The sequence below is a fragment of the Micromonospora sp. NPDC049366 genome (assembly GCF_044466625.1).
In the GTDB taxonomy this organism is placed as follows: Bacteria; Actinomycetota; Actinomycetes; order Mycobacteriales; family Micromonosporaceae; genus Micromonospora.
Window position 1 is genome coordinate 119,000 of record NZ_JBITMV010000019.1, and the last position, 12,847, is coordinate 131,846.

A 12,847-nucleotide genomic window follows, 5' to 3' on the forward strand; every position below is an offset into this window, starting at 1 on the left:
GGGGTCCGTGATGGCGGGAACGGCGAGGCCGTGGGTACGGCCACCCGGGCACCGGTTGGCGGTGCCGGCTACCTTCGGCCGCATGGCCTTCACCTCCGGACGCCGCCGCTCCTCCCTCCGCGGTCAGGCCGTCGGCGTCCTCGCCGTCGCACTGCTCTCGGTGGCCGCCTGGTACGCGTGGCTCGGCTGGGACACCGGCTACCGGGAGGACCCGGTGACCGGGACGACGAGCGGCCCCTACCAGGCGTGGCAAGTCGTCGGCTGTGTGCTGACACTGCTCGTGGTCTTCGTCGGCGCGCTGCTGGCCGGCGTCCGGCCGGTGCTCGCGTCGGCCGCGCTGACCCTCGCGTTCACCGCCGCCTGGACCGTGGCCGCGGCGTCCCGCGACGACTCCGGCCTGTACGCGGTCGGCGCCGTGCTGCTGCTCGCCGGTCTGGCCGCGGGCACCGCCGTCGTGGCGGCCGTGGTGCGCGCCGTGCGGCCCGGCCGGGGCCGGTAGCGGGACGGGTCGGCCGCGCCGACCGGCGGCGCTCCGTCGACGTCAGTGGCCGCGGTAGAGCCCTTCGATGTCGGCCGCGTAGCGCTCCTGGACGACCTCCCGCTTGATCTTCAACGTCGGGGTGAGCTCGCCGGCCTCCTCGCTCAGGTCGACGGGCAGGATGTCGAACGTCTTCACCCGCTCCGCGTGCGACACGGTCGCGTTGGCGCGGTCGATCGCCGTCTGGATCTCGCCACGCAGCTGCGGGCTGCCCCGCAGCCGGGCGACCGGCTCCGCCGGCAGACCGTGCGCCGCCCGCCACCGTGGCCACGCCTGCTCGTCGACCGTGACCAGAGCCGCGACGTACGGGCGGCGGTCACCGACGAGCATGGCCTGACTGACCAGCGGGTGCTCGCGGATCTTCTCCTCGATGGGTCCCGGGGCGAGGGTCTGTCCCGCCGCCGTCACCATGATCTCCTTCTTCCGGCCGGTGATCCGCAGGTAGCCGTCGTCGTCGACACTGCCCAGGTCACCGGTGCGCAGCCAGCCGTCGTCGGTGAACGTCTTCCGGGTCGCCTCGGGGTTGTTCCAGTAGCCGGCGAACACGACGGGCCCGCAGGCGAGGACCTCACCGTCCTCGGCGACGCGGATCTGGACGTTGGCGAGCGGCCGGCCGGCGGTGCCGATCCGCATCGCCGACCGGGTGTTCGCCGTCAACGCCGGTGACGTCTCGGTCAGCCCATACCCCTCCAACACGGTCAGACCCGCCCCCCGGAAGAAATGCCCCAACCGCTCCCCCAGCGGCGCGCCGCCGACCACAGCCGTCCGGCAGCGGCCACCGAAGGACGCCCGCACCTTCCGGTACACCAGGAGCTCGCACAGCGCGTGCGCCGGCCGCAGCAGCGGTCCCGGCCCGCGGCGTCGGTCCAGGGCCCGGCTGTAGCGGATCGCCACCCGCTCGGCGAAGCGGAACAGCCAGGCACGGTGGGCGTCGTCGGCCCGCCGCCGCGCCTTGTCGTACGCCTTCTCGAACATCCGGGGAACGGCGAGGAGGAACGTCGGGCGGTAGGTCCGCAGCTGCTGCGGAACCGCGGCCATGTCGGGGCCGTGCACCAGCGTCGCCCGTCGGTAGACCATGCCGACCTGGATGAGCCGCGCGAACGCGTGGGCCAGCGGCAGGAACAGCACCGTCGACGCGCCCGGGTGCAGCAGGTCCCCCAGCGCCGCGGTGGCGCCGCTGACATCGCAGAAGATGTTGCGGTGGGTGAGGACGCAGCCCTTCGGCCGCCCGGTGGTGCCACTGGTGTAGACGATCGTGGCGACGTCGTCGCCGGTCACCGCCCGCCGGCGTGTCTCCACCAGCGCGTCGTTCACGTCGCGGCCACGCCCGGCCAACGCGATCAGATCACCGCCGTCGATCTGCCACACCTCGCGCAACGCGGGCAGTCGCGGGCGTACGCCGGTCAGCTTCGCCGCGTCCTCGGCGGTCTCCACGACGCAGCCCACCGCGCTCGAGTCGCTCAGGACCCACTGCATCTGCTCGGCGCTGGTCGTGTCGTACACGGGGACGGTGACCGCGCCGATCGACCACAACGCGAAGTCGACGAGCGTCCACTCGTAGCGGGTACGGCTCACCAGGCCGACGCGGTCGCCGTGCTGCACGCCGGCGGCGAGGAGCCCCCGCGCCAGGGTCAACACGTCGTCGCGGAACTGCCGGCAGGTCACCCGCGCCGGTCCGGCCTGCCGGGTCCGAGGCGCCGGCCACGACCGGGGGACCGGGTCCGGGCGCAGGAACTGCGCGACGTCGGGATCGGTGCGGGCGTTGTCCCACACCATGTCGGCCAGGCCCACCGCCCGTCCGGCGGCGACCGCCGGCTGGTCGGTCGCCACGTGCTGTCTGTCCACGCTCCGCTCTCCCGTTGTCGACCCGAGGCCGGTGGGGGCGGCTGTCGCGGCCCATCATGACTCACCGGTCAGCGCGACCCGGGGTGAACGCCGAAAGTGCCTCGCTCCGCGTGGGGAGCGGTCTCCGTCGGTTGGGCGGTTCCGCCCGACACGCCGCCGACCGGGCCGCGAGCGGGTCCACTGAGGATAGGGTCGGTGATCGTGCGGACGAAGCAGGACCTGGGCGAGGCCATCAGACGCCACCGACGGGCCGCGTTGGTCGTCAACGCCCACTCCCGCTGGGGACGCCACCGCTACGAACACGCCTGCGCGCTGCTGGTCGAGGCGGGCTTCGACCTGATCGGCCGTTACCCGGTCCACCAGCCCGCCGAGCTGGAGTCCGTGCTCGCCGCCGTCGCCGACCTCGGGCCGGACCTGCTCGTCGCCGGTGGCGGAGACGGCACCCTCAGCGCCGCGGCCCGCCTGCTGGCGCACCGCGACATCGCCCTCGGCCTGTTGCCGCTGGGCACCACGAACAACTTCGCCCGCACCGTCGGCGTCCCGCTGGACCTGGCGGCCGCGGTCGCCGTCCTGAGCCAAGGCAAGGTGGTCGACGTCGACCTGGGGCTGGCCGGCGACATCCCGTTCACCAACCACGTCGGCGTCGGCCTCTCCGCCGACATCATGCTTCGGACGCCGCCGCGCCTCAAACGCGTCACCGGTCGGGTCGCGTACCCGCTGACCGCGCTGGCCCTGCTGGCCCGGCAGCGCCCGCTGCGTGCCACGATCCGCACCGGCGGGGCCGCGCACACGTTCGTCACCCATCAGCTGTACGTGGCCAACGGCGGCTTCCACGCCGGACGGCCGATCACCGCCGACGCCGACGCGGACGACCGGCTGCTGATCGCGTACCCGGTGGGTGGCCCTTCCCGGCGCGGCCTGCTCCGGGACACGTTCCGCAACGCGACCAGCGGCCACCGGCGCACCCTGCGTGAGGAGCCGTTCCTCGCCGTCGGTGAGCTGTGCCTGGAGACCGACCAGCCGGCCCGCGTGGAGGTCGACGGCGAACTGCGTGGCCACACCCCGCTGCGGATCGGGTTGGCCGCGAACGCGCTGCGGGTGATGGCACCGGCCGACACGGTGGACCGCTAGGAGGTCAAGCTTCGGCCGGCTGGGTGTGCACGGTCGCGGTGGGGGCGGGCACCGGCAGGCCCAGGTAGGTGAGCGGCCCGGGGTCGGTCACCGCGAGCGGGCGGAAGCCGAGCCGGTCGTAGAAGGGCCGGGCCCGATGGTTGGCGGTGACCATCGCGACGTGCAGGCCGACGGCGCCGGTCCGGCCCAGCGCGGTGACGAACGTGTCGATCAGCATCCGGCCGTGCCCGGAGCCCCGGCAACCGGGCAGCAGGTCGATGTGCAGGTGCGCGGGGTGGTCGGTCAACTCCGGCAGCACCATGCGCTCCGGCGTGTGCAGCAGGTGCGCCATCACCTCGTCCGGGGTCGTCGGCTCCGCCGCCGGAGCCGGATAGCGCTCCGCCACGAGCGGCAGCCATTCGGCGCGGAACCGGGCGGCGAACGCGGAGGTGTCCGCGGTACCGACGACGTAGCCGACCGCGCGGCCGCCGTCGTCCAGCACGAACGCCAGGTCGGGGTCCAGAAAGGTGTACGGGTGGGCGAAGATCGCGGGCAGGATGTCCGGGTCACGGTAGGAGGCGGACGCGTCCTCGCCCGAGTCCGCCGTACGGATGCAGATGTCGTGGACCGCCTCGCGGTCGGCGGGCCGGTAGGGGCGGATGTGCACGCTGCCTCCGGGGTGATCGTTTCGGGTGGGTGCGCGCGGGCGGCCGGGACCACCGCGACGAGCATGTCATGTGCCTGACCGTGTTCGCGTGCTGCCTGTGCGACGATCGTCGGGCGTCCGTGCCGATCGGCCGTCGTGCCGGTCCATCCGTCGTCCGCCCCCTCGGACATACTGGCGGAACAGCACACTGGATTCCTTGGAGAGCAACATGGCCCCCTCCCCGGCCCGTGTCTTCGCCGCGCTGAACGAGGTACGACCGTCCGACGACGCGTCCCGCGTCCTCGGTAAGGCCGTCGTGCTCGGCGGCAGCATCGCCGGCCTGTTGGCCGCACGGGTGCTGTCCGATCACGCCGAGACGGTCGTCGTCGTCGACCGGGATGAGCCGCCGACGAGCGGGCCGCGGCCCGGTGTGCCGCAGGGAACACAGCTGCACGCGCTGCTGCCGGGCGGCTGTCTCCAGTTGGAGCTGCTGTTCCCCGGTTTCCGGGACGAGGCGCTGGCCCAGGGGGCGATCGCCAGCCCGCCGGAGAGCCGGCGGAACTATCTGGACGGGCGGCTCAAGGTCGTCGTGCCCGACGACGCCGACACCCTCGTGGGGACCCGCCCCCTGCTGGAGGCGGTGATCCGTCGGCGGGTGCTCCAGCTGCCCAACGTCAAGACGCTCACCGCCCGGGCCACGGGGCTCGTGTTCGAGGGCGACGTCGTCACCGGGGTCCGCTGCGATGTCGGCGGGCTGTCCGGCGTCGAGAGCGCCGACCTCCTGGTCGATGCGATGGGGCGCTCCAGCCGGCTCTCCGAGTGGCTGGAGCAGGCCGGCTGGGACCGGCCGCCGATGCGACGGATGACGGTCGACCTCAACTACGCGACCGCGATGTTCCGGCGGCACGAGGTGCAGCCGGACCCGGCGCTCGTCCTGGCGCTGCACAGCCCGGGCACGTCGTCCGACGTGGCGGGGGCCGCGTTCTTCGCCGTCGAGGACGGCCGGTGGATGGCCATGATGGCCGGTTACGCGGCCAACCGGCCCGGGCGCACCGCGGAGGATTTCGTCCGCCGGCTGCGGGAGCAGTTCCCGCCGGAGTTCGGCGCCCTCGCCGACAACGAGCTGATCGGTGACGTCCAGACCTACCGGCACGCCGACAGTCGGCGGCGGGACTATCATGCGCTGACGCGGTTCCCCGCCGGGCTCGTGAGTGTCGGCGACGCGGTGGCCTCGTTCAACCCCGTCTACGGGCAGGGCATCACCGCGGCCGCCATGCACGCGGCGTGCCTGACGAGCTACCTGCGATCCGGACCGGACCTACGGCTGCCCGCGCGGGAGTTCTTCGACCTGCAGAAGGTGGTGGTCGACGCCGCCTGGTCGATCTCCACCTCGGCCGACCTGGCGCTGCCGCACGTCGACGGCCCGTACCCTCGCGGACACCGGTTCTCGCGCTGGGTCGGGAACGAGATCGTGCGGGCCACGGTGACGGACGTGGCGACCGCGCGCGTGTTCAACCAGGTCGTGTCCATGCGGTCGCACCCCGACGCGCTCGCCCGGCCGGGCGTGATCCTGCGCGCCCTGCGCGCCAACCGGCGGAGCCGCTGACCGTCACCATCGGGGCCGAATGCGACGCGACCGTTTCCGGACAGCTGTCGTGATGTCGCCACGCGCCGGCACATTGTTCCTTACATCGATGTGTACTACTGTTTCAACCGGCCAGAGCAGGCCCGGCGGGCAAATCGCCGGAAGAATATCCGTTACGAGCATCTCGACCGGCAGATCACCGCGGGAGCGGGTCGACGGCGGCTGCGGGGCGCGCGATACAGCCAGCTGACCAGGCGAGTCAGCATCCGGGCATCGCGACCCGAACCGGCTCAGGCGACCGCCTACGGCGAAGCAAAACGGTCAAGCCAACACGAAGTCTCCACAATGCCGACACACGCCACGGATGACAAATCCCATTATTGATGTCGATGGGCAACCATTCTTAACCATGCCGATATAGAGCACCATTAAAGTCATGCCACAGATTGATCCGGCGGCATGGCAACCTCCCGGAACGGGTGGGGAACCGGAAGAGGTGGGGGATGCGGGGGATCCCGGTCGCATCGTTGATCATCGGTATCGCGTCGTCACCGGCGGAACGCAGACAGCTGGCTCAACTGCTCGGTGGAACGGAGGCGTTCCTGATCGTCTCCAGCGTCGACCAGGCGCGGGAGTTCCTCGGCGTCACCGGTTCGACGGCACCCGCCGCCGAACCAGCACCCGTCGCCCCCGACTCGATGCCCGCGCCGGCGGGAGCACCCCTGTCGGCCGCGCCCGCGCCGTTGTCGCCCGTCCCCCTGTCGGTGGCACCCCTGTCGGCGGAACCTGGGTCGGCCGCGCCCGTCCCGGCCGCGCCGGTGTGGGCCGCGGCGCTGTCGGCCGCGCCTGCCTCGGCCGCGGCGCTGTCGGCCGCGCCCGTCCCGGCCGCGCCGGTGTCGGCCGGGCCGGTATCCGCGTCGGCGGCCGTGGGGGCGGCGGCTTCGCTCGGAGCACCACCCGTCGTGTCGGCGCCGGCCGGAGCCGGCGCGCCCGGTGAGGCGAGCACGTCGGCCACCACGGGGATGGAAGCCACGGTGGCGGGGTGGTTCGGTCAGCGCGCGCCAGGTGCTGCGGACGTCTCGCCCGCCCCGCAGACGCCGACGTGGGAGGCGCCGACCGCAGCGGGCCAGTCGGGTCAGTCAGGCCAGATTCCCGGGTACGGGGTGTCGCGGGTCGCCGCCGCGGACCCGTCGCAACTCACCGCGGCGGTGGTGGACGCCGGTGACGGGGCGGGCACACCGTCAGCGTCCGGCCTGCGCGTCGACTCGGACCGGCGAGTCCTGCGCTGGCGCGACCGGGAGATCGAGCTGACCCGGCTGGAGCACGACCTCCTGCTCTGCCTCGTCGGCGCGCCGGGGCGGGTCTGGACCTACGAGCGGCTGCACCAGACCGTGTGGGGCAACGAGCACCTGGGCCGAGGCTCCGACATGCACTCGGTCGTCCGACGGGTCCGCCGCAAGCTCGTCGAGCTCGGCGCGTCGGCGACGATCCACGCCGTCCGCGGCGTCGGGTTCCGCCTGGCCCCGGCCTGACCCCGCCACCCTCCCCCGCCCCGTCCACCCCTGCCCTGCCCTGCCCTGTCCTGCCCTGCCCTGTCCTGCCGGCGATCTTGCAGCTTCAGCCCCGTTCCGTTCCGCACCTCTTGCCGGCCGCTTGAGGGCACAAAAGCACAAGATCGCCGGGCCAAGGGGCGGGCGCTGCGGGGTGGGGTGGACAGGGGCCGGCCCGCTCGGTGGGTACCGAGCGGGCCGGCCTGTTCAGTTGTGGTCGGGGGTCAGCAGCGGATGGGGGACAACGCGAAGTCCTCCACCGTGGGCGTGCTGGTGTTGATCTTCACCTGGCGCGTCTGAGGCTTCCAGCCGTCCTTGGCGACGATCATCGTCAGCGGGTTGTTCCGACGGTCCATCCAGTACGCGTACTTGCCCTGGGCGTCCGTGGCGAACGTGAACGACTGCGCCCACGAGTCGACCTGGACGACCGCGCCGGGCAGCGGAGACCCGACGCCCTGGCAGCTCGTGCCGGTGACCGTACCCATGAGCTTGCCCCAGGTCTTCGGGGGCGTCACGGTCATCGTCACGGTCACGGGCGCCACCGTGTACGGGGTGTTCTCCTTGATCGTGACCCCGCCGGTGTACGTGCCCGGCTGGTCGACGGCCGCCGTCATTCCGACGGTGACCGTGACCTTCTCGCCCGGGGCCAGCGTGGCCGAGGTCTTGTCGATCGTCAGCCAGCTGACGTCGGCGGTCTCCTCGGCGCACTCCTCGAAGCCGGGAAGCACCTCGCTGTCCGGCATGGCGCTGAAGCTGCCGGAGGAGCCGCCCACCTTGTAGAAGCCGCACGCCGCACCACCGCGGTAGCGCGGCGTGTTGGCGTTCGGCAGGCTCGACCACGACTCGGTCGCCGGGTCGTAGGCGAAGCCGACGTTGGTGATGGCTCCACCCTGCGAGCCACCGACCACCAGCAGCTTGCCGTTCGCCACCGCGAACGAGCTGGCCCAGTTGTCGGACGGCGCGTCGGCGATCGGCGTCCAGGTGTCGGCACCGGGGTCGTAGGCGTAGCTGGCCCGCTGCGAGGCGGAACCGTCGTTACCGCCGGTGCAGTAGATCATGCCGTCGATCCCGCCGCAGGACGGGAAGGCCACCGACTTGGGGTAGTCGGCCACGGTCTCCCAGGTGTCGCTGGCCGGGTCGTACCGGACCACGTCGTTCGACATGGGGGTACAGGCCGAGGTGGTGCAGCCACCGATGGCGTACAGCTTGCCGTCGATGACCGCCTGACCGGCCGCGGAGCGCGGCGCCGGGTTGTCGGCCACCTCGGTCCAGGCGTTGGCCCCCGGGTCGTACGACCAGGTGGTGCCGTCCGGGCCTTCCGCGGCCCAGCCACCGCTGGCGATGATCTTCCCGCCGACGACGCCGACGGTCATCGCGTTGCGGGCGCCGGGCAGGTCGGCGATCGCCGCCCAGGTCTGGGCGATCGGGTCGTAGACGTAGCTCTTCGTCGTGGACGCCGAGCCGTTGCCGCCGGCGATCGAGTAGACCTTGCCGTCGAGGTTGACCACCCGGTTGTCCATCACGTTCGCCGGGTAGTCGGCGATGTCGGTCCACGGCGCGGCCTGGGGGCCCGGCGCGGGCGGCATCGCCGTCGGCGACCGGTCCGACGCCTTCGCGGCGAACGAGGCCGCGACGTTGAGCCGCTGCTCCGGTGCGCCCGTGGAGCCGAGCACCTGCTGCTTGGTCAGCTTGGACCCGTCGGCGCGGAGCAGCTCGAAGCCGCCGTCGTTCTCGCCGAACTCGACCTCGACCGGCGCCTCACCGGTGTTGGTCACCGTGAAGGTCTTGTTGACCTTGCCGGTGGGCATCTGGACCGTGCCGCTCACCGTGGTCGGCGAGACGGTCAGCTGACCGGCCTTGAGCTGGAAGTTCGCGGCCGTCGTCCAGTCGGCCTCGATGTCGACGTTCTTGCTCAGGCTGACGTAGTTGCCGGCCGTCGCGGTGAACTTGTGCGTGCCGGTCACCGAGGAGTACAGCCAGTAGAAGCCGTCGGCGAGCCCGGTGTCGTCCGGGGTCGCGACGGTCGTGGCCTTCTCCGCCGGCTTGTCGACGCTGGTGACGGTGGCGCCGTTGACGTAACCGTCGGTGTTGCGGTCCCGGACGTGTCCGACCACCAGGCCGCCGTCGAGCGGCACGCAGGTGACCTGGCTGCCGATCAGGACGGAGTCGACCGCCCACCACCAGTCCCACGTGCCGTTGTAGTAGTGGAACCGCACCTGGACCTGCGCCTTGCCGCCGGCCTGCGGGATCGGGATCTCCGTCACCCGCGGTCCGGGGACGTCGTTCACCTGCCGCAGCACGTTGGTCCAGGTCGCGCCGCCGTCGATGCTCAGGTCGACGTCGGCGGTCTCACCGCCCAGCCAGTTGAAGTCCTGGTTGAATCGGATCACCGGGGCCGCGATGTCGCTCAGGTCGACGACCGGGCTGACCAGCGAGCTGTCCTGCGTGCCGCCGGAGCCGTACGCGTCACTGTCGATGACCGCGAAGTTGCCGATGCCACCGGTCAGGTTGCCCCGGTTGCCGGGGTCGGTGAACTTCCAGACCTGGCCGTTGCCCTTGTTGTCCACGACCGTCCAGCCGGCCGGCGTGGTGGCGCCGTCGAAGGTCTCGTACTCACCGTCGGAGCCGAAGGTGTAGCCCGGCGCCGTGGTGCAGGCGTCGGCCTTCGCCGGCACGGCGACGTTGGCGGTGACGTTGCGCGCGGCGACGACGACCTCCTTGGTCACCGTCTGGTAGCCCGGGTACTGCGGCTCGACCCGCAGCCGGTAGGTCGCCCCGGCCGGGAGGGTGAGGCTGTAGCGGCCGTTGGTGGGCGTCGTGTAGTCCGAGACACCGGACGCGCCCTCGACGACCACCTTCGCGTACAGCGGCCAGCCGTGGCCGGAGCCGTCGGTGACGGTGCCGCTGACGGTGACGCTCGGCACGGCGCTGAGCGCGACGTTGAGCGTGGTGGTCGCGCTCTTGGTCACCGTCGCCGGCGTCGTCTTGCTCTGGTAGCCGAACGCCGACACGGCGACCTGGTAGTCGCCGGCCGGGAGCAGCGCGGAGTAGGTCCCGTCCGTCCCGGTGGTGAACTGGCGGTCGGCCGCGCCGGTGATGGCGACGGTGGCGCCCGCGATCGGGGAGCCGCTGGCCGCGTCGGTGACGGTGCCGGCGAGGGTGCCGGTGTCGCCGATCGGGGCGGCGTTGATCAGCGCGAGGGCGTCGAGGCGACCCTCGCCCCAGACGTTGTTGTCGTCGGTGGTGCCGCCGCACTGGCTGTCGGCGGTGTCGACCGCCGCGTCGTCCAGCAGGGCCCGGGTGGCGTTGACGTCACCGAGCAGCGCCGGCGCCGCCGACCACAGCAGCGCGATCGCGCCGGCGAGGTGCGGTGCCGCCATGGAGGTGCCGCTGATGCTGGCGTAGCCGTTGCCCGGGACGCTCGACCGGACGTTCACGCCGGGGGCCGAGATGTTGGGCTTGATCTGGCCGTTCTGGCCCGGGCCCCGGGCGGAGAAGCTGGCGATGTTGTTGTTGATGTCGTACGCGCCGGCCGAGTAGTTGCTCTCCAGGCTGCCCGGGGCGCCGCTCGTCTGGCAGCCGGGGCCGCTGTTGCCGTTGGAGAAGACGCCGAAGATGCCCGAGGCGGTCCAGGCCAGCGTCACGTCCTCCATGAACGGGTCGTTGGAGGGCAGCCGGGTGCCCCACGAGTTGTTGATGATGTTCGGCCGCTTGCTGGCGTCCGGGTTCTGACCGTTGAGGTCGGTGGGCTCCAGCATCCACTGACCGGAGTTGATCAGCGCCGCGTCGCTCGGGCAGCAGCCGTTGGCCGCGATCCACCGGACGCCGGGCGCCACACCGATCTGGTTCGCCCCGTCGGCACCCGCCATGGTGCCCATGGTGTGGGTGCCGTGGCCGTCACCGTCGCACGGGGTCGCGCAGGTGCCGGCGGCGTTGAACCAGTTGTAGTTGTGGTCGAAGGTGCCGTCGCCGTTGTTGCCACGGTAGGAGTTCACCAGCGCCGGGTGGTCGAACTGGACCCCCGTGTCGATGTTCGCGATGGTGATGCCCTCGCCCTGCACGGCGTACTGGGACCACACGTCGTCGGCGTTGATGTTGGCGATGCCCCACTCCAGGGCGTTCGTCGTCTTCTCGTCGGCGCCCTCGGTGGTCTTGGGGATCTCGTACGCGACCGGGGCGTAGAGGCCCTCGACCTCGGAGCGGGCGGCGAGGTTCTGCACCATCGTCAGCGAGCCGCCGCTGACCCTGATGGCGTTGCTGGCCCAGAAGGTCTGGTACTTCGCCCCGCTGCTGTCGAGCTCGGCGCGGACCTTGGCCTGACTCTCGGCGGCGGTCTTCTTCAGGGCGGCCGCGACCGCGGTGCCCCGCTCGTTCCAGTCCTTGATCGAGCTGGCCTTGCTCAGGTCCGCCCGGTCCTTGAACCGGATCCAGAAATCGCCCTCGGTCTTGCCCTGGAGCTGCTTGGTGAGCTCCGGCCGGATCTTGTCAGCGGGGGACGGCGCGCTCGCGCCGAGCCCGCCCGTTCCGGCCTGCGCGCCCGTGCCGGTCGCGGCCAGCGCGGTGGCGACGAGGACCGTCGCCGCGCCCGCACTCACCAGCGATCTGGCGACGCGCCTCCAATGTGGACGACTGAACATTCGGTGCTGCCTCCTTCAGAACGACCCAGGGGGTGAAATGGGCCATGGTGAAGGTGCAAAGGGACCGCTCCAGTGTGGATGAACCGGTACGGAACGAACCCCTCCTACGCCCCTCCATGCACCGCGCGGGTCACGCCGGTTGCCCGAGTGGACACTATGATCGCGATGAAAGGACGATCAAGAACGTGCGGTAAGCAAGTTGTCGCTAACGGTTACTCAGGTGACGACAACCTTGTCAATCGTTGTCACGATCATGACGAAAGCTGGGCAGAGAAGCCCAGCGTCTCGGGGTGGACGCCGTGGCTGAGCACGACGCGAGCGGAGAGCCGGGCGGTCCCGGTCCGGCCGACGGGCGGTTCCCGCTCGTCATCGCGGTGACCCCCTCGGCCTCCGAACGGATCCGGCTCGCCGAACATCTCGACGGCATCGGCCCCCTGCTGCTCGTCTCCGACCTGGACGAACTCCGCAGGCTCATCGGGCCCGCGCAGCGTCCACCCGACGCCGCCGCGCCCGAACCGCCCGCCGATCCGCCGCCGACGGGCGGGCCCGGGCCGGTCGACGACACGCTGCTGATCGACTCGTCCCGGCTGACGGCGCGACACGGGCAGCGTGAGGTCGACCTGACCCGGCTTGAACACGATCTGCTGATCTGCCTGACGAGCGAGCCGCTGCGGGTGTGGAGCTACGCCGAGCTGCACCGTTCGGTCTGGCAGGCCGAGGGGCGCCAGCGCAGGGCCGACGTGCAGTCGCTGGTGAAGCGCCTGCGGCGCAAACTCGCCGACCTGGGCACGGCCGTGAGCATCGCGGCGGTGCGCGGTGTCGGGCTCCGGCTGACGGACAACCACCGCTCACCACCCGGCGACACCTGACGCCGCCACCACGTGGAGCGGGTGCGCGGTGGATCAGAGCAGGCCGGAGCGGGACCAGCGTGGGCGA

8 protein-coding genes are annotated in these 12,847 nt (G+C 71.9%); 5 read left to right on the top strand and 3 right to left on the bottom strand.

The features are described 5' to 3' along the window. The first annotated feature begins 82 nt into the window (after positions 1-82). Positions 83-499 (top strand): hypothetical protein, encoded by a 417-nt coding sequence (locus tag ACIBTV_RS25155; protein WP_396708680.1) that lies wholly within the window; start codon positions 83-85, stop codon positions 497-499. Between the two features lie 42 nt (positions 500-541). On the opposite strand, the gene ACIBTV_RS25160 is transcribed toward ACIBTV_RS25155, so the two are convergent. Then, entirely contained in the window at positions 542-2,383 is a 1,842-nt protein-coding gene (locus ACIBTV_RS25160; protein WP_396708681.1) for an AMP-dependent synthetase/ligase, read from the bottom strand. A 195-nt stretch (positions 2,384-2,578) separates the two neighbouring features. Here ACIBTV_RS25160 and ACIBTV_RS25165 point away from each other — a divergent pair, with 195 nt between their 5' ends. After that, complete coding sequence (locus ACIBTV_RS25165; protein WP_396708683.1) at positions 2,579-3,514, top strand: diacylglycerol/lipid kinase family protein; 936 nt, start codon at positions 2,579-2,581, stop codon at positions 3,512-3,514. Between the two features lie 4 nt (positions 3,515-3,518). On the opposite strand, the gene ACIBTV_RS25170 is transcribed toward ACIBTV_RS25165, so the two are convergent. Beyond that, a complete protein-coding gene (locus ACIBTV_RS25170) occupies positions 3,519-4,160 on the bottom strand; it encodes a GNAT family N-acetyltransferase (RefSeq protein ID WP_396708685.1) in 642 nt (213 codons plus the stop codon). A 196-nt stretch (positions 4,161-4,356) separates the two neighbouring features. On the opposite strand from ACIBTV_RS25170, the gene ACIBTV_RS25175 reads away from it, so the two are divergent. Then, positions 4,357-5,745: an FAD-dependent oxidoreductase gene (locus ACIBTV_RS25175; RefSeq protein WP_396708687.1), complete on the top strand. Its 1,389-nt coding sequence runs from the start codon at positions 4,357-4,359 to the stop codon at positions 5,743-5,745. Positions 5,746-6,227: 482 nt separating this feature from the next. Continuing rightward, positions 6,228-7,256 carry a winged helix-turn-helix domain-containing protein gene (locus ACIBTV_RS25180; protein ID WP_396708689.1) on the top strand — a complete coding sequence of 343 codons (1,029 nt, stop codon included), beginning with the start codon at positions 6,228-6,230 and terminating at the stop codon, positions 7,254-7,256. 242 nt (positions 7,257-7,498) lie between these two features. On the opposite strand, the gene ACIBTV_RS25185 is transcribed toward ACIBTV_RS25180, so the two are convergent. Next, positions 7,499-11,869, bottom strand: coding sequence for a S8 family serine peptidase (locus ACIBTV_RS25185; RefSeq protein ID WP_396708691.1), 4,371 nt, complete (start codon positions 11,867-11,869; stop codon positions 7,499-7,501). Between the two features lie 341 nt (positions 11,870-12,210). Between ACIBTV_RS25185 and ACIBTV_RS25190 the strand changes: the two genes are divergently transcribed. Continuing rightward, positions 12,211-12,780, top strand: a complete 570-nt coding sequence (locus tag ACIBTV_RS25190) for a winged helix-turn-helix domain-containing protein (protein ID WP_396708693.1) — start codon at positions 12,211-12,213, stop codon at positions 12,778-12,780. The last annotated feature ends 67 nt before the right edge of the window (positions 12,781-12,847 follow it).